Annotated in this window: 19 protein-coding genes; 8 read left to right on the forward strand and 11 right to left on the reverse strand. The window is 60.9% G+C overall.

The genetic code is table 11. The features are described 5' to 3' along the window. Positions 1–81: 81 nt before the first annotated feature. Together ACF0H7_RS18685 and ACF0H7_RS18690 are read left to right on the forward strand one after the other, a co-directional pair. Positions 82–636 carry a TetR/AcrR family transcriptional regulator gene (locus ACF0H7_RS18685; RefSeq protein WP_397448378.1) on the forward strand — a complete coding sequence of 185 codons (555 nt, stop codon included), beginning with the start codon at positions 82–84 and terminating at the stop codon, positions 634–636. 2 nt (positions 637–638) lie between these two features. Next, entirely contained in the window at positions 639–1,946 is a 1,308-nt protein-coding gene (locus ACF0H7_RS18690; RefSeq protein ID WP_397448379.1) for a leucine-rich repeat-containing protein kinase family protein, read from the forward strand. A gap of 28 nt (positions 1,947–1,974) precedes the next feature. On the opposite strand, the gene ACF0H7_RS18695 is transcribed toward ACF0H7_RS18690, so the two are convergent. After that, positions 1,975–2,679 (reverse strand): YebC/PmpR family DNA-binding transcriptional regulator, encoded by a 705-nt coding sequence (locus tag ACF0H7_RS18695; protein ID WP_397448380.1) that lies wholly within the window; start codon positions 2,677–2,679, stop codon positions 1,975–1,977. Positions 2,680–2,977: 298 nt separating this feature from the next. Between ACF0H7_RS18695 and ACF0H7_RS18700 the strand changes: the two genes are divergently transcribed. Then, positions 2,978–4,669, forward strand: a complete 1,692-nt coding sequence (locus ACF0H7_RS18700) for a type VI secretion system Vgr family protein (protein WP_397448381.1) — start codon at positions 2,978–2,980, stop codon at positions 4,667–4,669. Here the strand turns inward: ACF0H7_RS18700 and ACF0H7_RS18705 are convergent. The 9 genes from ACF0H7_RS18705 to ACF0H7_RS18745 all read right to left on the reverse strand — a co-directional run bounded on the left by ACF0H7_RS18705 (position 4,656) and on the right by ACF0H7_RS18745 (position 13,020). Continuing rightward, positions 4,656–5,429, reverse strand: coding sequence for an enoyl-CoA hydratase (locus tag ACF0H7_RS18705; protein ID WP_397448382.1), 774 nt, complete (start codon positions 5,427–5,429; stop codon positions 4,656–4,658). The two genes, ACF0H7_RS18700 and ACF0H7_RS18705, sit on opposite strands and share 14 nt — an antisense overlap. 92 nt (positions 5,430–5,521) lie before the next feature. Continuing rightward, on the reverse strand, positions 5,522–6,649 hold the full coding sequence (locus tag ACF0H7_RS18710) for an acyl-CoA dehydrogenase (protein WP_397448383.1): 1,128 nt from the start codon (positions 6,647–6,649) through the stop codon (positions 5,522–5,524). 33 nt (positions 6,650–6,682) lie between these two features. Beyond that, positions 6,683–7,873 carry an acetyl-CoA C-acyltransferase gene (locus ACF0H7_RS18715; protein ID WP_397448384.1) on the reverse strand — a complete coding sequence of 397 codons (1,191 nt, stop codon included), beginning with the start codon at positions 7,871–7,873 and terminating at the stop codon, positions 6,683–6,685. 14 nt (positions 7,874–7,887) lie between these two features. Next, positions 7,888–8,655 carry an SDR family NAD(P)-dependent oxidoreductase gene (locus ACF0H7_RS18720; RefSeq protein ID WP_397453944.1) on the reverse strand — a complete coding sequence of 256 codons (768 nt, stop codon included), beginning with the start codon at positions 8,653–8,655 and terminating at the stop codon, positions 7,888–7,890. A 139-nt stretch (positions 8,656–8,794) separates the two neighbouring features. Beyond that, a complete protein-coding gene (locus tag ACF0H7_RS18725) occupies positions 8,795–9,238 on the reverse strand; it encodes a hotdog fold thioesterase (protein WP_397448385.1) in 444 nt (147 codons plus the stop codon). 27 nt (positions 9,239–9,265) lie between these two features. Further along, positions 9,266–10,933, reverse strand: coding sequence for an AMP-binding protein (locus tag ACF0H7_RS18730; RefSeq protein ID WP_397448386.1), 1,668 nt, complete (start codon positions 10,931–10,933; stop codon positions 9,266–9,268). A gap of 227 nt (positions 10,934–11,160) precedes the next feature. Continuing rightward, positions 11,161–11,616 carry a phosphohistidine phosphatase SixA gene (gene sixA / locus ACF0H7_RS18735; RefSeq protein ID WP_397448387.1) on the reverse strand — a complete coding sequence of 152 codons (456 nt, stop codon included), beginning with the start codon at positions 11,614–11,616 and terminating at the stop codon, positions 11,161–11,163. Further along, complete coding sequence (locus ACF0H7_RS18740) at positions 11,613–11,957, reverse strand: DUF4389 domain-containing protein (protein ID WP_397448388.1); 345 nt, start codon at positions 11,955–11,957, stop codon at positions 11,613–11,615. The genes sixA and ACF0H7_RS18740 overlap by 4 nt, the downstream gene beginning before the upstream one ends. 40 nt (positions 11,958–11,997) lie before the next feature. After that, positions 11,998–13,020, reverse strand: a complete 1,023-nt coding sequence (locus ACF0H7_RS18745; RefSeq protein WP_397448389.1) for an NAD(P)H-dependent glycerol-3-phosphate dehydrogenase — start codon at positions 13,018–13,020, stop codon at positions 11,998–12,000. Positions 13,021–13,309: 289 nt separating this feature from the next. Between ACF0H7_RS18745 and ACF0H7_RS18750 the strand changes: the two genes are divergently transcribed. From ACF0H7_RS18750 to ACF0H7_RS18770, 5 genes are all read left to right on the forward strand, one after another. Continuing rightward, positions 13,310–15,241: a response regulator gene (locus tag ACF0H7_RS18750; protein ID WP_397453945.1), complete on the forward strand. Its 1,932-nt coding sequence runs from the start codon at positions 13,310–13,312 to the stop codon at positions 15,239–15,241. A 217-nt stretch (positions 15,242–15,458) separates the two neighbouring features. Next, positions 15,459–15,974 carry a 3-hydroxyacyl-[acyl-carrier-protein] dehydratase FabA gene (fabA, locus tag ACF0H7_RS18755; RefSeq protein WP_397448390.1) on the forward strand — a complete coding sequence of 172 codons (516 nt, stop codon included), beginning with the start codon at positions 15,459–15,461 and terminating at the stop codon, positions 15,972–15,974. A 10-nt stretch (positions 15,975–15,984) separates the two neighbouring features. Further along, a complete protein-coding gene (fabB, locus tag ACF0H7_RS18760) occupies positions 15,985–17,205 on the forward strand; it encodes a beta-ketoacyl-ACP synthase I (protein ID WP_397448391.1) in 1,221 nt (406 codons plus the stop codon). A 103-nt stretch (positions 17,206–17,308) separates the two neighbouring features. Next, positions 17,309–17,728, forward strand: coding sequence for an OsmC family protein (locus ACF0H7_RS18765; RefSeq protein ID WP_397448392.1), 420 nt, complete (start codon positions 17,309–17,311; stop codon positions 17,726–17,728). A 63-nt stretch (positions 17,729–17,791) separates the two neighbouring features. After that, a complete protein-coding gene (locus ACF0H7_RS18770; protein WP_397448393.1) occupies positions 17,792–18,646 on the forward strand; it encodes a pirin family protein in 855 nt (284 codons plus the stop codon). An 89-nt stretch (positions 18,647–18,735) separates the two neighbouring features. Here the strand turns inward: ACF0H7_RS18770 and ACF0H7_RS18775 are convergent, their stop codons facing one another. Continuing rightward, a complete protein-coding gene (locus ACF0H7_RS18775; RefSeq protein WP_397448394.1) occupies positions 18,736–19,464 on the reverse strand; it encodes a dienelactone hydrolase family protein in 729 nt (242 codons plus the stop codon). Between the last annotated feature and the right edge of the window lie 5 nt (positions 19,465–19,469).

Genomic DNA, 19,469 nt, shown 5'->3' on the forward strand with positions numbered 1-19,469 from the left:
CAGCAAAAGCAAATATTTAGCTTTTGCGAGTGTGCAACGCGATTTCGCTTAAAGCAAATATTTTGTGTTAGGGTCTGCCGCATGGCTATTAAAGAAGGAATTCGTACGGGTGGCCGTAGCGCCCGTATTCAACAGTCGATTCACGCGGCGATTGCCAATCTGCTGCTGGAGGTAGATCGCGCGGCGCTCAGCGTGCCGATGATCGCCACCCGCGCCGGCGTCACACCCTCCACCATCTACCGCCGCTGGGGCGACTTGACCAGTCTGCTGGCCGATGCGGCGGTCGAACGCCTGCGCCCGGACACCCCCGCCGACTGCGGCAGTCTGCGCGGCGACCTGCAAAGCTGGACCGAGCAATACCTGGACGAAATGAGTTCCGTGGCCGGGCGGGAAATGATGCGTGACGTGATCGCCAGCGCGGTCGGTTGTGGCAGCAAATGCTTCACCATCGTCCGCGATCAACTGCAAACCATAGTCGATCGCGCCCTGGCTCGCGGCGAAACCGCACCGCCGGCCGAGGAACTGTTGGATGCAGTCGTCGGGCCGATGATTTATCGGATTTTCTACTCTGAAACGCCGCCGACCCTAGAGCGAATGTACGAGTTGATCGACATCTGCCTGGCCCGGCATCGCTGAGCATGGCGGCCGACAACCGTCCACATACCCTCGCTCGCCTGCGGGCCGGCGAACTGAAAGGCATCCAACGCCTCGACCTGTCTTGCGGGCTGAGCGAATTTCCCACAGAGATTTTCGACCTCGCCGACTCGTTGGAAGTGCTTAACCTGACCGGCAACGCCTTGAGTCACCTGCCGGATGACCTGCATCGGCTGACGCATTTACGCGTGCTGTTCTGTTCGGAAAACCGCTTTACCGAGCTACCAGCGTGCCTCGGCCAGTGCAGTCAGTTGCAGATCGTCGGCTTCAAGGCCAACCAGATTCAACAGGTTCCGGCCGCCGCTTTGCCGCCACGGCTGCGCTGGTTGATTCTCACCGACAACTGCATCGACGTCCTGCCCGACGCCCTCGGCGATTGCCCGGCGTTGCAGAAGCTGATGCTGGCCGGCAATCGCTTGCGCCAGTTGCCGGCTTCCCTGGCCCGTTGCCACCAACTGGAACTGATCCGCATTGCCGCCAATCAGTTGCAGGAACTGCCCGACTGGTTGCTGCACCTGCCGGCCCTGGCCTGGCTGGCTTATGCGGGTAACCCGCTGGCGACCCACCACGTTGGGGTTGCGATACGTGAAATTCCCTGGGCCCAGTTACAGCTTCAGCAGCAACTCGGTGAAGGTGCCTCGGGGGTGATCCAGCAGGCCCTGTGGCAGGCGCCTGAGCAGCCGCCGATGCCCGTGGCGGTCAAACTGTACAAGGGCAGCATCACCAGCGACGGCTCGCCGCTGAACGAAATGGCCGCCTGCATCGCCGCTGGGGTGCATCCGCAGTTGATTGAGGTTCAGGGGCAGATCATTGAGCATCCGCTGTCATCGAGCGGATTGGTGATGCAACTGATCGCTCCGCGTTTCGTCAACCTTGCCGGGCCGCCGAGCCTCGATTCCTGTACCCGCGATATCTACTCCGCCACGGCCCGATTTTCGCTGGACGTGGCACTGCGCGTGGCGCAAGGCATTGCCTCGGTTGCCGAGCACCTGCACGCCTGTGGCATCAGCCATGGCGACCTGTACGGCCACAATATTCTGTGGGATGCACAAGGCACATGCCTGCTCGGCGATTTCGGCGCGGCGTCGTTCCATACCGATCAAGCGCCAGCGCTGGAGCGCATTGAAGTCAGGGCGTTCGGGATTCTGCTGGGGGAGTTGCTGGCGCGTTGCGAGGCGACGGTACCGGCAGAATTAACCGCACTGCAAGGGCATTGCACCCAGGCCGAGGTCATGGCACGACCGTCGTTTACCCAGGTCAGCCAGCAGTTGAGCGCGATGCGGTCCCACTAAAAAACCGCATCCCGTCGGGGGTTGGCTGTTAGCCGGCCAGCCCTACATAGACATTCTGCACGTCATCGTTGCCGTCGATGGCTTCGAGAAACGCTTCGACTTCAGCCATTTGCTCATCGCTCAGACCGTCCACGGTGCTCTTCGGGCGGTAGCCCAACTGCGCCGACAACACGGTGAAACCGAACTCCGGCAAGGCCTTGCACACGGCATCCATGTCGGTCAGTTCAGTAAAGAACAAGGAGGCGCCGTCTTCACCGGCTTCGAAATCCTGGGCGCCGGCTTCGATGGCCGCCAATTCGGCGTCGGCGTCCGGGCTGCTCGGGGCGGCTTCGATCATGCCCTGATGGTAGAAATCCCAGGACACAGAACCGCTGGCGCCCAATTGGCCCTTGCGGAACAACACGCGGATTTCCGAGACGGTGCGGTTGATGTTATCGGTCAGGCATTCGACGATCACCGGCACCTTGTGCGGGGCAAAGCCTTCGTAGGTCAGGCGCTCGAAATGTACGTTTTCGCCCAACAGGCCAGCGCCCTTCTTGATCGCACGCTCGAGGGTTTCGCGCGGCATCGAGGCCTTTTTCGCCTGTTCAACCACCAGACGCAGACGCGGGTTCATATCCGGGTCGGCACCGGCGCGAGCAGCGATCATGATTTCTTTGGACAGCTTGCCAAAAATCCGCCCTTTGGCGTTGGATGCTGCTTCTTTGTGTTTGACCTTCCACTGTGCGCCCATGCGTGTTCTCTTGATCCGTGACGGGTGACTGCCCCGAGCCATGCAGCCGGATAGCTGCAAAGCACCTAGGCAAACGCTGAAAATGGCAGACATTTTATACGCGCTGGCGCCAGATGAAACCCCCGCTTTGAAGCCATTGATCGAACGAGGCCGATCTGTGCACGCAAAGGCGGCATCGCGCGGGAAAAACAGGACTTGAGTTGTAGTCCTTTTCCGAAAAAAACCCTAACCATCACTTTCCTCGTCGGCATTCCGTACCCTCTGCCCCCTAGGATTTTCCCGGACAGAGGATGGACCGATGGGCCACACGGAAACCCTGATCAGCCTGACCATCGCTGACAGTCGGCTGCAACTGCATGTGGTCAGGTTCAGCGGCCATGAAGCCCTGAATCAACCCTATCGTTTCGATGTCGACTTGATCGGCCTGGACCCGTACCTGGACATTGAGGCGCTGGCCTTGCAAAGCGCGTTTCTCTCGTTCGGTGAGCAGGCGTCGGGCATCCACGGGCTGATCAGTCACCCGCAACGGCTTTACGCGGGTACCGACCTCGGTTATTTCCGGATCAGTCTGGTGCCCCGCCTCAGCGCCTTGCAGAACCGTCGCCAGCGCAGGATCTTTCAGGCACTGAGCGCGCCGCAGATCATTGTCCAGTTGCTGGAAGAACACGGTATCGACCACGGTCATTACCTGTTCGAACAGGCGGTGGGGGTCTACCCGCCTCGCGCCAGTTGCACCCAATACGACGAAAGCGACCTGCAACTGTTGCAGCGCCTGTGCGAGGAAGAAGGCATTACCTACCGCTTTGAGCACAGTCGCAGCCAGCATTGGCTGATTTTCGCCGATGATCCGGGCTGTTTCCCCGAACAGCCCTTGCCTGCGCGGTTTTACATGGACGACGGCCGCGCCAGCCTGACGCCGACCATCAGCCACCTGGCCGAGCGCTTCACCCCCGGCACCAGCTACAGCAGTCATGATGGGGTTGCGCTGGAGCGTATTCGCCAGCAGGCGCTGAACAATTACAACCGTACGCCCGTCCCCGGTGCCGCCGCCAACCAAGCCCCTGTCGGCAACCTGAGCCTGCCACACCGACGCCCCGAGGATACGCACCGCCAACAAGTCAGCGAACGTCGCCTGGAGCGCTTGCGCTGCGAGCGTCGTCACGTGCTGGGACGCAGTCATCTAGCGACGCTGGTCAGCGGGCAGATTCTGCGGGTGTTCGGTCATCCGGAATCGGTGTTCAACGATCAGTGGCTGATGGTCGATATCCGTCACGCCGGCAAACAGCCAGACGTCCTGGAAGCCTTTGATGCCGTCGACCTTGCGACGATTTTCGACCACGATCCAGCGTCACCCGAGTGGCCTGCGCTTACCCGTGGATACCGCAATCAGTTCCGCGCCATCCCGTGGTCCATGCCCTATCGCCCGTCGCTGACCCAGCGCAAGCCACAGGTACACGGTTATCAGACCGCCACCCTGCTTGGCCCCCGGCAACACGCGGTGAAGCGCGATGCGCAAGGTCGAGTGCAGGCCAGGTTTCATTGGCCACCCCACGCCACCGAGAACGGTAGCACTCACTGGCTGCCACTGGCGATTCCGCGCACGCCGGGGGCCAAGGCCTTGATCGCCGGGACTCAGGTGTTGGTGAATTTCTTTGATAACGACCCGGACCGCCCGGTGATCTGCGAGGTGATCGAGTCGAGCGAGGCGCAGACGCCACGGCCGCAGGTGCGTATTGACGGGCTGCTGCTTGAGCCGGTGGCCGAGCATATTCATTTAAGCAAGGGGCAGACGCTGCATGTCCGCGCCGCCGAACGGCTGAGGCTTGAGGGCCCGCACACGGCTATCGAACTGCATGCCGATGGCGTTCGCATCAGCGGCCCGCAAAGTCTGGCCAGCGCGCTGAATCCGCCGTGTGATAAACCCCGGCCAGCTGCAGCGGATTTAAGCGCGCTGTTTCAGTGGCTGGAGCGGCCTTTTAGTAACCCTTGAAATCCGCCTCGCGTTTTTCAATAAACGCTGTCATGCCTTCTTTCTGGTCATGGGTCGCGAACAACGAGTGGAACACCCGGCGCTCGAAACGCACGCCCTCGGACAAGCTGACTTCGAAGGCGCGGTTGACGCTTTCCTTGACCATCATCGCCACCGGCAGCGACTTGGCGGCGATGTCGGCGGCGACCTTGAGCGCTTCGTCGAGCAGTTCATCGGCCGGCACCACCCGTGCCACCAGACCGGCGCGTTCGGCTTCGACGGCATCGATCAGGCGCCCGGTGAGGCACATTTCCATGGCCTTGGCCTTGCCCACCGCGAGGGTCAGACGCTGGGTGCCGCCCATGCCCGGCAGCACGCCCAGCTTGATTTCCGGCTGACCGAATTTGGCGTTGTCGCCGGCCAGGATAAAGTCGCACATCAGCGCCAGTTCGCAGCCGCCACCCAAGGCAAACCCGGACACCGCGGCAATCATCGGCTTACGTCGATTGGCCACTCGGTCGCTGTCGGAGAACAGGTCATCGAGATAGATTTGCGGGTAGCTCAGTTCGGACATTTCCTTGATGTCGGCGCCGGCGGCGAAGGCTTTTTTCGATCCGGTGAGGACGATGCAGCCGATGTCGCGATTGGCTTCCAGCACGTCCAACGCCTGATTCAATTCGCGAATCAAATGCGCGTTAAGCGCGTTCAACGCCTGCGGACGGTTCAAGGTGATCAAACCGACCTTACCTCGAATTTCCATCAATATATTTTCGTAACTCATTGTATTTTATCCATTTAATTATTTTTAAGACTTAACGTAGATTAAGATATACATCACATGAACAATAAACCTTAAGCCGCTGATAAATAACACTAAAAACTTCTGGCTATGACCATTTTCTGGATATCGCTGGTGCCTTCGTAAATCTGGCAGACGCGTACGTCGCGGTAGATACGCTCCAACGGGAAATCATTCAGGTAACCATAACCGCCCAGCGTTTGCAGAGCACTGGAACAGACCTTCTCCGCCATCTCCGAGGCGAACAGCTTGGCCATCGACGCCTCCACCAGCGCCGGCTTGCCGCTGTCGCGCAGCGCCGCCGCGTAATGCACCATCTGCCGGGCGACGGCGATGGAGGTTGCCATGTCTGCCAGGCGAAAGGCTACTGCCTGATGCTCCATCAAGCGCTTGCCGAAGCTCTCGCGTTCCTTGGCGTAATCACGCGCCACTTCAAACGCAGCACGCGCCATGCCCACCGCCTGCGCGGCAATCCCGACCCGTCCGCCTTCGAGGTTGGCCAAGGCAATTTTATAGCCCTCGCCCTCGGCGCCGAGGCGGTTTTCCACCGGCACTTTGACGTTTTCAAAGACGATATGACAGGTGTCGGACGCATGCTGACCGAGCTTGTCCTCGACCCGGGCGACGCTGTAACCGGGCGAGTCCGTGGGCACGATAAAAGCGCTGATGCCGCGCTTGCCGGCGCTCGGGTCAGTGACCGTAAACACAATCACCACCCCGGCGTTTTGCCCGGAAGTGATGAACTGCTTGCTGCCGTTGAGCAGGTAATGATCGCCTTCCAACCGCGCGCGGGTGCGCAGGTTGCTGGCATCGGAGCCGGCCTGGGCTTCGGTCAGAGCAAAGGCGCCGATCATCGCGCCACTGGCCAGCGGTTGAAGGAATTGGGCTTTCTGTTGCTCGTTGCCGAAGTTGAGAATCGGCACGCAACCCACCGAGTTGTGCACGCTCATGATGGTCGAGCAGGCACCATCGCCAGCGGCGACTTCCTCCAGGGCCATGGCGTACGCCAGGTAACCGGTGTCGCAGCCGCCCCATTGCTCGGGCACCAGCATGCCGAAAAAGCCCAGCTCGGCCATTTCGCCGATGGCCTGGCGCGGAAACGCGTGGTCCCGATCCCATTGCGCAGCGAACGGCCTGAGCCGCTCCTGGGCGAACTGGCGAGCGGCTTCACTGATCTGTTGTTGTTCTTCTGTGGGTAGCATGGTCGTTCATTCCTGATTCAGTGGCTCAGCGTTTCAATACAGGCATTCGACCGCCACGGCCGTGGCTTCACCACCACCGATGCACACCGCCGCCACACCGCGACGCAGGCCTTTTTGGCGCAGAGCCGAAAGCAAGGTCACCAGAATCCGCGCCCCCGAGGCGCCAATCGGGTGCCCCAGCGCACAGGCGCCGCCGTGGACGTTGAGTTTGCTGTGAGGCAGCCCCAACGCGCGCATGGCCGCCAGCGCGACCACGGCAAAGGCTTCGTTGATCTCCACCAGATCGACCTCAGCCAACGACCAGCCGGTCTTGCTCATCAGCTTATTGATCGCCCCGATCGGCGCAGTCGGGAACAGCCCTGGCTCGTCGGCAAAGGCCGCGTGACCATGGATCACCGCCAACGGTTTCAGGCCGCGTTTTTCCGCTTCGCTGCGACGCATCAGCACCAGCGCCGCCGCGCCGTCGGAGATCGAACTGGAGTTGGCCGCCGTCACCGTGCCGCCTTCGCGGAACGCCGGTTTCAGGGTCGGGATCTTGTCCAGACGCGCTTTCGGCGGCTGCTCGTCGTCGCTGATCAAGCGTTGTTCCTTGCCGACCATCACCTGCACCGGCACGATTTCATCCTTGAAACTGCCATTGGCGATGGCTTGTTGCGCACGGGTCAGCGAGTCGACGGCAAACGCATCCTGGGCTTCGCGGGTGAAGCCATGGGCCTCGGCACAGTCTTCGGCATAGGTGCCCATCAGGCGGCCCTTGTCATAGGCGTCTTCGAGGCCGTCGAGGAACATGTGATCCAGCACCCGACCGTGACCCATGCGGTAACCGCTGCGCGCCCGATCCAGCAGATACGGGGCGTTGGACATGCTTTCCATGCCGCCGGCAATCATCACCTTGGCACTGCCCGCCAGCAGTTGATCGTGGGCCAGAATCGCCGCCTGAATGCCCGAACCACACATCTTGTTGAGGGTGGTGCAGGTGGTGGACTTGCTTAAACCGGCACCCAGCGCTGCCTGCCGGGCCGGCGCCTGACCTTGACCGGCGGAGAGCACGCAACCGAACAGCACGTCCTCAATATCCTCTGGCGCCAACCCGGCGCGTTCCACGGCGGCGCGAATCGCCGCCGAACCCAGCTGTGGCGCGGTCAGGCTTTTCAGATCGCCCTGAAAACCGCCCATCGGCGTACGCACGGCACTGACGATAACAATCGGATCTTGATTGGACATGGCGAGACTCCCTCTTATTTCGCGGCCATACGCAAGGCGCCGTCGAGACGGATCACCTCGCCGTTAAGCATGCTGTTTTCAATGATGTGTTTGACCAGCGCGGCGTATTCCTCCGGCTTGCCCAAGCGTGGCGGGAACGGTACGCCAGCGGCCAGCGACTCGCGTACTTGTTCGGTCATGCCGGCCATCATCGGGGTTTCGAAAATGCCGGGGGCGATGGTCATCACGCGGATGCCAAAGCGCGCCAGTTCACGGGCGGCCGGCAGGGTCAGGCTGACAATCGCGCCCTTGGACGCGGCGTATGCGGCCTGGCCGATCTGGCCGTCATAGGCTGCCGCCGAAGCGGTGTTGATGATCACCCCGCGTTCGCCGCCCTCGCCCGCTTCGCCTTCGGCGATGGCCGCAGCCGCCAGACGCAGCAGGTTGAAACTGCCGATCAGGTTGATATTGATCACCCGGCTGAAGCTGTCCAGCAGGTGCGGGCCGTTCTTGCCGAGAATTTTTTCCGCGCCAACCACGCCGGCGCAGTTGACCAGCCCGTGCAAGCCGCCAAAGGTGTCGACCGCCGCATTGACTGCCGCTTGCGCTGCGGCTTCTTGAGTTACATCGGCCACCGCGCTGCGGGCCTGGCTGCCCAGCCGTTCGACCTGAGCCGCCAGCGCTTCGGCATTGATGTCGACCAGCATCACCTTGGCGCCCGCGGCCACCAGCATCTGCGCGGTGGCCGCACCGAGGCCCGACGCCCCGCCGCTGACCAGAAAAACCTTGCCTTCGATCTGCATAACCATGCCTTCCGCTATTGTTTTTCGAATAACGGAAATAGTCGTCCTGCAGGCCGATGCGGGCAATGGTCAAAGCTATCAATCTGGATGACTGGTTTGGCCAATGGGACGCGTCAGGCACGCCCCATGTTCAGCAGGATTAAGGCGAAGGTGGGTTCTCACCCAACGGCACAATGGCCATGGTCAGGCGAGAAATACAGCTCGGCTTGCCGTCCTCGCCACTCAGGCGGATGTCCCAGACGTGGGTGGTACGCCCGAGGTGCACTGGCCGCGCCACCGCTGTCACGCGGCCGCTGCGCAAACCGCGCAGGTGGTTGGCGTTGACTTCCAGGCCGACGCAGTAAAATTTGCTGGCGTCGATGCACAGGTAGCTGGCGGTCGAACCCACGGTTTCCGCCAGCACCACCGACGCCCCGCCATGCAGCAGGCCGTAGGGCTGGTGGGTGCGCGCATCAACCACCATGCTGGCGGTCAGCGAATCGTCATCGATGGCTTCGAAGCGGATGTCGAGTAGTTCGCCGATGGTGTTTTTCTGTGCCGCGTTCAGGTGTTCGATGTCAGGGATTCTCAGCCACACACTCATGTGAAGTCCTTGCAAAAAAATGAATAGTTATTCCTGCCAGAGCACGGCGTCCGGCTGGTTGCTCCAGTGCTCGAAACGCGCGCCGTAGGTGGTCTCGATCACCGCCCGCTTGATCTTCAGGGTCGGTGTCAGAAAACCATTTTCAACCGCCCAACTATCTTTCACCACGATCAGTCGACGCAAGCGCTCATGTTTGTCGAGGGCGGCGTTGACCTCCTCCAACAGCGCTTCCAGGCTTTTGTGCAGGCTCGGGCGCGCCGTGCCTGACGCATCGTGCAGGCCGCTGGCCGACAACACACACAAGCCCAGCGGCGCATTCAGGCCATCGCCCACCACGCAGACTTGCTCGATCTGCGAGTGTACCGCCAGGCGGTTTTCGATGGGCGCTGGGGCGACGTATTTGCCTTTGCTGGTCTTGAAGATTTCTTTCAGGCGACCGGTCAGGCGCAGGTAGCCCTCGGCGTCCTGCTCGCCTTTGTCGCCGGTGCGTAAAAAACCGTCTTCGGTAATGGTTTCAGCGGTTTTTCCCGGTTCCTTGAAATAACCGAGCATGGTTGCGCCACTGCGCACCTGGACCTCGCCGCTAACGTCGATCCGCACTTCGACCTCAGGGCAGGGTTGGCCGATCCAGCCAAGCTTCTGCTTACCCGGCAGACTGATGTGCGAGTAGCCGCAGCTTTCGGTCATGCCGTAGACCTCCAGCACATCGAGCCCCAGGCGACGATACCAATTGAGCAGCGTTTCAGGCACTGGCGCCGCGCCGGACAACGCCACACGCACTGCATCCAGGCCCAGCCCGGCACGCACCTTGCGCCCGACGAGCTTACCGATGATCGGCAGGCCCAGCAGAAAGTCCAGGCGTGAGGCCGACATCTGGCTGTAGACGCCCATTTGGAACTTGGTCCAGATCCGTGGCACGCCAAACAGCGCGGTCGGCCGGGCACGCTTGAGGTCGTGGAGGAAGGTGTCCAGGCTTTCGGCGAAGAATATGGTTTGCCCGGTATACAGCGAGTTCATCTCGACAAACATGCGCTCGGCCACGTGACACAGCGGCAGGTACGACAGCAGGCGGTCCTGCTCGCCAAGACCAAACAGGCGGGTGCCATGGGTCGCGGCGAACGCCAGGCCGGCGAAGCTGTGCATCACGCCTTTGGGCATGCCGGTGGTTCCGGAGGTGTAGATGATCGTCGCCAGTCGTTCCGGCGCCGGGCTCGGGCTGTCCTGGATCGGCGAGCAGGCTTGCAGGTCGGACCACTGGAAATCGAATTCAGCCGTCGGGCAGATAGGCAAGGCGATGGTGGGCAAATCGGGTTTGACGCCCTGGGCCATGGAGGGCCAGTCGTCGAGCTTGCCGATAAAGGCCAGCACCGATTCGGAATGCTCCAGCACCTGAGCGACGGATTCGGCGGTCAGGTTGGGGTAAAGCGGCACCGAGACATGCCCGGCCATCCAGATTGCCAGGTCGGCAATGATCCAGTGCGCGCAGTTTTTCGAGATGATCGCGATGGGGCTGCCCTGAGGCAATTCCTGCTGACGCAACCAATGCGCGGCACGCCTCGCCTGCTCGCCGACGTCGGCCCAGCTCAGTTCCTGAACCTGCCCGCCGGTCAGAGGCTGGACCATGTAGCGCTTGTCGGGGTGGCGGGCTTCTCGTTCATAGAAGACCTGGAGGGGCAAACGAATGGCGCCTGACATGCAACTCGCTCCTTGATTTTATGTGGGGCAAGCGTAGTCGACCGAGCACTTGCTTGGGGCGAAAATTTATTCAGTGGATGTCAGAAGATCCGTGCCAGGCACACATCCTCTGTAGGCGCTGCCGCAGGCTACGATCAATCTACGCCGCGAAGGCCGTACCGGCCTTATCGCACAGCCTGTGGCAGCTCCTACAGGGTTAGGTGTGCTGCCTGAGATCAGATTCAGAGTTAAACGTGCCAAACACCACGCAATTCCATCAACCCCGCCAACGGAAAATCCCCTTCCAGCTCAACCAGACTCGCCGTGCTCATCGGCTGCGGCAAATGGTAGTGCCCATGCACCAACACCCCGACCAGACTGCCCACCAACGGTTGATGACTGACCAACAACACATCGTCAGTGGAGTAACTATCCAACTCGCTCAGCACTTTGCGCGGGTCGTTGTCGGGGGTTAGCCAGGGCACGGTCAATACCGGTTCGCTGAAGCCCAGCACCTGATGCACCAGTTCCGCAGTCTGTTGCGCTCGCACATAAGGGCTGGCGATGATCCGCTTCAACGGCTTGCCCAATAACTGCGCAGCGCTCTTCAGCACTTCCTCGCGGCCATGGGCCGTCAGTTCCCGCTCGGCGTCGCTGCGCGACTGAGGCTGCGCCTCGCCGTGGCGCAAGACCCAGAGTTTCATAGCTTCGGCTCCTCGTCGCGCACCGGGTGCGGCGCCGGCGCGACGCTATGAGGCGCTTCACCTTCAGGCGCACGAGGTGTCGGCCAATCGGCGAATGGCCAGGGCTTCTGATCACTGTGGAAGGTACCGAAACGACCAATTTGCGCCAGGTATTGGCTGACGCTGTCGCCAAAATTCATCAGGCTGCCACTCGGCGCGCCGTAAAACAGCCGATAGACCACCTGCACCAACACCACGCAACCGAGGACCATTTCCGCCAGTTGCCAGATCACGACGAAGACAAACATCCATAAAATGCGCAGCAGGATCGATTCATTCTGCTTGAGTTTTGATTCGTTCAAGGCGTTCACCTGCTCTGCTTTTTAAATAGAAATAGGGCAATCAGAAACCGCTGGTGGAAATGAAATCAACGTCGGTTTTCGGCTCGGCACGCATCAACAGCTCGATCACTTGATTGAGCGTACGTCCTTCGAAAAGAATCGCATGCAAGCCTGCGACCAGTGGCATGTAGACCTGCAGTTCATCGGCTTTGACCTTCAGGACCTTGAGAGTGTTCACCCCTTCGGCGACTTCACCGAGGCGGGTCACGGCATCATCGAGGCTCAAGCCCTGACCGAGGGCAAAACCGACCTGGTAGTTGCGGCTTTTCGGCGAGGAGCAAGTCACGATCAAGTCGCCGACCCCGGCCAAACCAAGAAAGGTCATCGGGTTGGCGCCCTGGCTGACGGCAAAGCGGGTCATTTCCGCCAGTGCCCGGGTGATCAGCATGCTCTTGGTGTTTTCACCCATGCCCATCGCCACCGCCATGCCAGCAATAATCGCATACACATTTTTCAAGGCTCCGCCCAGCTCGACGCCATAACGGTCGGCACTGGCGTACACGCGGAAGGTGCGGCCATGCAGCACTTCCTGCACCCGTTGACAGAGTTCTTCATCTTCACTCGCCACCACCGTCGCGGTCAGCGCGTGCTCGGCGATTTCACGGGCCAGGTTGGGGCCGGACAACACACCGATGCGCGCATCCGGTGCAATATCTTCGAGGATTTCGCTCATCAATTTGAAGGTGTGGGCCTCGATGCCCTTGGTCAGGCTCACCAGCATCTTGCCAGTCAAGCGCCCGGCATGCTCGGCGAGCACCGCGCGCAAGGCACTGGACGGTAGCGCCACAAAGATCAAATCGCTGTCGGTCAGCGTGATCAGCAGGTCGGTCAAGGGCTCCACGGTCGGGTGAACCTTGATGCCTTTGAGATAACGCGGGTTCTCCCGATTGACCCGGATCGCCTCGGCCTGAGCCGGATCGCGCATCCATTGCCTGACCGGGTAACCGTTCTCTGCCAGCAGGTTCGCCACTGCAGTACCGAAGCTGCCGCCTCCAAGAACCGCGATAGGTCGCTGTTGAGTCATATCCAATCCATGCAAGTGCCATCTCTCTGGCGATGGCGGCATTATACGGAGCCGCGCTGTCGCGACCAGTCTTGACGCAGGGCAATTGCGCTCAATCCTTAAAGCTGGCTAACTCCTTGTTTGACTCATGGACATTACAGCGGCGTCGGCTAACATGCGTTGCTGACACTTTTGATCAAGGCCACGCTGTGCATTGTGTCCCCACCACCCTCGTCTTCCCTCCAGGCCTCAGGTTTTGCCTGCGGTGCCAGACCGTGCCCGGCTTCCCCGCGCTGGAGAAGCGGTCTTGATCAAGCCTCGGCGCTGCTGGGGTATCAATACCCGCACACAAATCATCAGCCTGGGTCCGGCCTTGTTGCTGACGTTGCTGCTGATCAGCTTCTTCACCTTCGTACGCATTCAGGATTTGCGCCAGGAGATGAACCATACCGGCCAGCTGATTGCCAACCAATTGGCCCCGGCCTCGGAATACGGGGTCATCGTGGGCAACCATGAAGTGCTCGAAAGTTTGATGCGGGCAACGCTGGCCACGCCCCACGTGCACTTTCTCGAAGTCCAGGACAACGCCAACAAGGTGTTGGTGCACGTTGAACAAACCCATGACAGCGAGGCACGGCCGACACAGGTCGAGGTCTATCAGGCGGTGATTCGCCTGCAACGCTTCAAATCCGACCCCGACCGCCTGCAGGATGCAACCTTGGCGGCCACTGCGCAAAACCCTGAATACCTGGGCCGCGTGATCGTCGGCATGTCCAACGACGGCTTCAGTGAGCGCCAGCAGGAAATCCTGCTCAAGGCAGCGATCCTGGCGTTGTTTGCGCTGCTGTTCACTTACCTGCTGGCACGACGCCTGGCGTTGAGCCTGTCGCAGCCGATCAGTGACATGGTGGAAGCGGTCAAGGCCATCCAGCAAGGTGACTACAGCACACCGCTGCCGGTGGCCGACGAGGGTGAGCTGGGCGATCTGGCGCGTCACATCAACAGCCTCGCTTTCGGTCTCGAACAGGCCAGCCGCGCGCAACAGCAGACCATCGATCAGTTGATCCAGACTCGCGAAGAGGCCGAACGCGCCAACAGCGCCAAGTCGGACTTCCTGGCCATGATGAGCCACGAGCTGCGCACCCCGATGAATGGCGTGCTGGGGATGCTGCAACTGATGGAAACCACGCGGATGACCGAGGAGCAGGCTGAGTACTCGGCGCTGGCCACCGAATCCACCGAACACCTGCTGCGGGTGATCAACGACATCCTCGACTTCTCGCGCATCGAGCGCGATGCCCTCGAACTGGAGCGTATTCCGTTCAATCTGGCCGATCTGATCGCAACCTCGGCCCAGGCCTTCCACCACAGCGCCCGGCAACGCGGCCTGAGCCTGGAAGTCAAGGCGCCGCCGGGGCTCGATCTGCTGGAGGTGGAAGGCGATCCGACGCGGATTCGGCAGATTCTGGTCAACCTGATCGGCAATGCCTTGAAGTTCACCGAGCTGGGCAACGTGCAGGTGGAATCGTCCTGGCAACCGATGGAGCATGAGCTGATCTGGTTCACCTGCGCGGTGCGAGACAGCGGCATCGGCATCTCCGCCGAGCGCCTGGAACTGATGTTCAACGCCTTCCAGCAGGCCGACAGCTCGATCTCCCGCCGCTACGGTGGCACCGGCCTGGGGCTGCCCATTGCCCGGACGCTGGCCGAACGCATGGGCGGTACCTTGAGGGCCAGGAGTCACGAAGGCATCGGTTCGGTGTTCACCCTTGAGATTCCGCTCAACCTGCGTCGGCAAAAACACCCGGAAAAGACAGCCGCGACGCCGGTCCGCCTCCACGACGGCACGCATCGCCAGGTGCTATTGGTAGAAGACAACCCGGTGAACCAGACAGTGATCGAAGCCATGCTGCGCAGCCTCGGTTTCCAGGTCAATGTGGTCGGCGATGGCGCTCAGGCGGTGAGCGCGACCCAGGCCGAAGAGTTCGCCGCGATTCTCATGGACTGCCGCCTGCCAGTGATCGATGGCTACGAGGCCACCCGGCAAATTCGGCAATTACCGGGACGCGCCGAGGTACCGATCATCGCCTTGACCGCCAATGCGCTGCAGGGCGACCGCGAAGCGTGCCTTCAGGCCGGGATGAACGATTATCTGGCGAAACCTTTCAAACACGCCGATTTACAGCGCGTTCTTCAGCACTGGCTGCCCTTTCAGGCACCTGTGACTGGCGATAAATGCTAAATTGCGGCAGTCTTGGGTGCCCGATTGACGATTCAAAGTCGATGAATAATGATTTCAGTGCACAAGTGTGCTTTCATTTGTCTTGTGCTGTGACTTTCACTACAACGCAATAGTCTATGAGTAGGCTGACAGCATTCACCTGGCACGTCAGTCGGCCAGGACTGGTTATGGGGCACGTGACGCCCCACCTGCCGCACAAGATTATTGAGGAGCTCGCATGACCCAACAAAACGCCTATACCCGGGAAGACCTGCTGCGCTGCAGTCGTGGCGAGCTGTTCGGCCCAGGTAACGCACAACTGCCCGCCCCGAACATGCTGATGGTGGATCGCATCACCCTGATCAGCGCCGAAGGCGGCAAGTACGGCAAAGGTGAATTGGTCGCCGAGCTGGATATCAATCCCGACCTGTGGTTTTTCGCCTGTCACTTCGAAGGTGACCCGGTGATGCCAGGCTGCCTGGGCCTCGACGCCATGTGGCAACTGGTGGGCTTCTACCTCGGCTGGCAGGGTAACCCTGGCCGTGGCCGCGCCCTGGGTTCGGGCGAGGTGAAGTTCTACGGTCAGGTGCTGCCGACCGCCAAGAAGATCACCTACAACATCCATATCAAACGCACCATGAAAGGCAAACTGGTCCTGGCAATCGCCGACGGCACCGTGAGCGTTGATGGCCGCGAAATCTACAGCGCCGAAGGCCTTCGGGTCGGCCTGTTCACTTCCACTGAAAATTTCTAAGGGTATTCGCATGCGCCGCGTCGTTATCACTGGTCTGGGCATTGTTTCCTGCTTGGGCAATGACAAAGACACCGTTTCCGCCAACTTGCGTGCAAGCCGCCCTGGCATCCGTTTCAATCCGGAATATGCCGAAATGGGTCTGCGCAGCCAGGTTTCCGGCTCTATCGACCTCAATCTCGAAGAACTGATCGATCGCAAGATCTATCGCTTCGTCGGCCACGCAGCGGCTTACGCCTACCTGGCCATGAAGGACGCCATCACTGACTCCGGCCTGACCGAAGAACAAGTGTCCAACCCGCGCACTGGCCTGGTGGCTGGCAGCGGCGGCGCGTCGACCCTGAACCAGATGGAAGCGCTGGACATCCTGCGCGAAAAAGGCGTCAAGCGCGTCGGCCCATACCGCGTCACGCGGACCATGAGCAGCACCGTTTCCGCCTGCCTGGCCACGCCGTTCAAGATCAAAGGCCTGAACTACTCCATCGCGTCTGCCTGCGCCACCAGTGCTCACTGCATCGGTACCGCCATGGAACAGATCCAGATGGGCAAGCAGGACATCGTGTTCGCTGGCGGCGGTGAAGAAGAACATTGGAGCCAGTCGTTCCTGTTCGACGCCATGGGTGCATTGTCTACCCAGTACAACGAAACCCCTGAAAAGGCCTCCCGTGCCTACGATGCCAAGCGTGACGGTTTCGTCATCGCCGGCGGTGGCGGCATGGTGGTGGTTGAAGAGCTGGAGCACGCGCTGGCTCGCGGCGCCAAGATCTACGCAGAACTGGTGGGCTACGGCGCCACTTCCGACGGCTACGACATGGTCGCTCCAAGCGGCGAAGGCGCTATCCGCTGCATGGAAATGGCCATGGCCACCGTCGACGCACCGATCGACTACCTGAACACCCACGGCACCTCGACCCCGGTCGGCGACGTCGCGGAAATGAAGGGTGTGCGCGCCGTGTTCGGCGACAAGGCTCCGGCCATCAGCTCCACCAAGAGCCTGTCGGGTCACTCCCTGGGCGCCGCCGGCGTTCACGAAGCGATCTACTGCATGCTGATGATGGAAGGCAATTTCATGGCCGGTTCGGCCAACATCGACGAGCTGGACCCGGAAGTGGCCGATCTGCCAATCCTGACCAAGACTCGCGAAAACGCCACTATCAACACCGTGATGAGCAACAGCTTCGGCTTCGGTGGCACTAACGCCACCCTGGTCCTGAAACGCTGGCAGGGCAAGTAATACGCCCTGCACCAGAACGGCACCTTCGGGTGCCGTTTTTTTTGCCTGGCACTTTTCAAATGAAGGACCCAAGCCCCTCTCTCAATAACCCACGAGGTTTTCCATGAGCGTAACCGTCAACACTTTGCCCAACAGCCCTTTTCGCCACACGATAGAAATCGACGGCAAGCATTCGCTGTTCACGGACCTGCCGGTAAAACTTGGCGGCGAAGGGTCCGCGCCTGACCCACACGATTATTTCGACAGTGCGCTGGGCGCCTGCAAGGCACTGACCGTTACCCTCTACGCTCGCCAACATGAGATCCCGCTGACCGGCATCACGGTCGCCATCGAGCGCGACGGCAGCCAGGAGCGCGCCGGCAAATACGGCCTGAACGTAACCCTTACCCTCAAAGGCCCGTTGAGCGACGAACAACGCACCCTGCTGCACCGCATCGCCGATCGCTGCCCGGTGCACAAGCTGATGACCAGTACCGAAGTGACCATCGCCACGCACCTCGCCGACGCTGAAGCCAGCCAGTAACCGTCCCCCATAGTGCCGGGTTATGCTGTGCATCGACCCGTCCAGCCTTGCACGAGACCGCTCATGATCATCATCAAGCCCCGCGCCGAAGATGTCGAAGGACAACCGATTCTGCGTCCGCTGCCTTCGGCCAAATGCCGCAGCGTTGGTCCTTTCGTGTTTTTCGACCATATGCTGGAAACCGACTACGCGGCGGGCAACGGCATGAACATACGCCAGCATCCGCATATCGGTCTGTCGACCCTCACTTACCTGTTCGAAGGACAACTGATCCACAAGGACAGCCTGGGCAGCGATCAGCGCGTGCGCCCCGGTGAAGTCAGCTGGATGACCGCCGGCAGCGCCGTGGCGCACATCGAGCGCACGCCTGAGGATCTGCGGGCCAGCGGCTCGCGCATGCATGGCTTGCAAGTCTGGCTCGCCTCACCCAAGGAACACGAACAAGGCCCGGGGCATTACAGCCATCACCCGGCCGAGACGCTGCCGGTCAGCGACAACCTCGGCATCCGCATTCGCATGATCGCCGGCAGTGGCTTTTGCCTGACCTCGCCGGTGCCGGTGCTGTCGCCGACGCTGTATGCCGAAGTGAACCTGCAGACGGCGACCACGCTGTTGATTCCCACCGAATACCAGGAACGGGCGCTGTATGTACTGTCGGGTGAGGCGCTGCTGGATGACGAGCCGGTGGAGCCACGCAGCCTGATGGTGCTGGAACCCGGAGTCGAGGTGACGCTAAGTGCGGAAAGCGAATGTCATGCGGTGATATTCGGCGGCGCGGCGCTGGATGGGCCACGGCGGATGAACTGGAACTTCGTTGCCAGTGATCCGGCGCTGATCGATCAGGCCCGCGCACGCTGGGCGGCCGGGGATTGGCCAACGGTGCCGGGGGAAGTCGAGAGGATTGAGTTACCGAGGTGATGGGTGGTGTCTGAGATATTGCCATCGCGGGCAAGCCCGCTCCTACGTCGACGCGCACTGTAGGAGCGGACTAGCCCGCGATGAGGCCATTAGCCTTTGAACACTTCATCCAGCAGATTATGCATCGACGTGAACGCGCGTTTGGCGACTTTGGCGTTGTACATCATCATGCCCGGAACATTGGCGTGCGGGTCGGTGAACGAGTGGAATGCCCCGCCGTAGCTCAGCAACTGCCAGTCCACGCCGGCTGCATTCATTTCGTCTTCGAACGCTGGCAATGACTCTTTTGGCACCAGTGGGTCGGAAGCGCCGTGCAGCACCAGAACCTTGCCTTTGATGTTCTTCGCGCCCGCCGGGTTGGCGGTGTCCAGCGTGCCGTGGAAGGACACGGCGGCCTTCAGGTTGGCGCCGGTACGGGCCAGTTCCAGCGAGCAGCAACCACCGAAGCAGAAGCCAAAGGTTGCCACTTTATCGGCCGCCACTGGCGCATCTTTCTGTGCCAATAGTTGGTCCAGTGCACTCTGCATGCGCTTGGTCAACAACACGCGATCATTTTTCAACGGTGTCATCGCCGCGCCCGCTTCGTCGTTATTCGACGGGCGCGTGTTCTGACCATAGAGGTCGGCCACCAACACCACGTAGCCCTGCTCCGCCACGGCTTGGGCGATTTTTTCCGCGCCAGCGCTGATGCCCATCCAGTTCGGTGCCATCAGCAGCCCTGGACGCGACGAGGTGTCGCTGGAATCAAATACCAGGCGGCTTTCATACGGCTGGCCGTCAATCTGATACACCACAGAACGCACAGTAACGTTGCTCATTGCTG

The organism is Pseudomonas sp. NA-150 (assembly GCF_044336365.1).
Lineage (GTDB): Bacteria > Pseudomonadota > Gammaproteobacteria > Pseudomonadales > Pseudomonadaceae > Aquipseudomonas.

What these genes read in the sequence shown, in the direction of transcription:
- ACF0H7_RS18705 (WP_397448382.1), bottom strand. Translation starts at nt 5,429, where the DNA reads ATGAGTTACGAAAATATATTGATGGAAATTCGAGGTAAGGTCGGTTTG.
- ACF0H7_RS18715 (WP_397448384.1), bottom strand. Translation starts at nt 7,873, where the DNA reads ATGTCCAATCAAGATCCGATTGTTATCGTCAGTGCCGTGCGTACGCCG.
- fabB (WP_397448391.1), top strand. Translation starts at nt 15,985, where the DNA reads ATGCGCCGCGTCGTTATCACTGGTCTGGGCATTGTTTCCTGCTTGGGC.
- ACF0H7_RS18695 (WP_397448380.1), bottom strand. Translation starts at nt 2,679, where the DNA reads ATGGGCGCACAGTGGAAGGTCAAACACAAAGAAGCAGCATCCAACGCC.
- ACF0H7_RS18685 (WP_397448378.1), top strand. Translation starts at nt 82, where the DNA reads ATGGCTATTAAAGAAGGAATTCGTACGGGTGGCCGTAGCGCCCGTATT.
- ACF0H7_RS18710 (WP_397448383.1), bottom strand. Translation starts at nt 6,649, where the DNA reads ATGCTACCCACAGAAGAACAACAACAGATCAGTGAAGCCGCTCGCCAG.
- ACF0H7_RS18765 (WP_397448392.1), top strand. Translation starts at nt 17,309, where the DNA reads ATGAGCGTAACCGTCAACACTTTGCCCAACAGCCCTTTTCGCCACACG.
- ACF0H7_RS18690 (WP_397448379.1), top strand. Translation starts at nt 639, where the DNA reads ATGGCGGCCGACAACCGTCCACATACCCTCGCTCGCCTGCGGGCCGGC.
- ACF0H7_RS18770 (WP_397448393.1), top strand. Translation starts at nt 17,792, where the DNA reads ATGATCATCATCAAGCCCCGCGCCGAAGATGTCGAAGGACAACCGATT.
- ACF0H7_RS18745 (WP_397448389.1), bottom strand. Translation starts at nt 13,020, where the DNA reads ATGACTCAACAGCGACCTATCGCGGTTCTTGGAGGCGGCAGCTTCGGT.
- fabA (WP_397448390.1), top strand. Translation starts at nt 15,459, where the DNA reads ATGACCCAACAAAACGCCTATACCCGGGAAGACCTGCTGCGCTGCAGT.
- ACF0H7_RS18720 (WP_397453944.1), bottom strand. Translation starts at nt 8,655, where the DNA reads ATGCAGATCGAAGGCAAGGTTTTTCTGGTCAGCGGCGGGGCGTCGGGC.
- ACF0H7_RS18725 (WP_397448385.1), bottom strand. Translation starts at nt 9,238, where the DNA reads ATGAGTGTGTGGCTGAGAATCCCTGACATCGAACACCTGAACGCGGCA.
- ACF0H7_RS18775 (WP_397448394.1), bottom strand. Translation starts at nt 19,464, where the DNA reads ATGAGCAACGTTACTGTGCGTTCTGTGGTGTATCAGATTGACGGCCAG.
- sixA (WP_397448387.1), bottom strand. Translation starts at nt 11,616, where the DNA reads ATGAAACTCTGGGTCTTGCGCCACGGCGAGGCGCAGCCTCAGTCGCGC.
- ACF0H7_RS18700 (WP_397448381.1), top strand. Translation starts at nt 2,978, where the DNA reads ATGGGCCACACGGAAACCCTGATCAGCCTGACCATCGCTGACAGTCGG.
- ACF0H7_RS18730 (WP_397448386.1), bottom strand. Translation starts at nt 10,933, where the DNA reads ATGTCAGGCGCCATTCGTTTGCCCCTCCAGGTCTTCTATGAACGAGAA.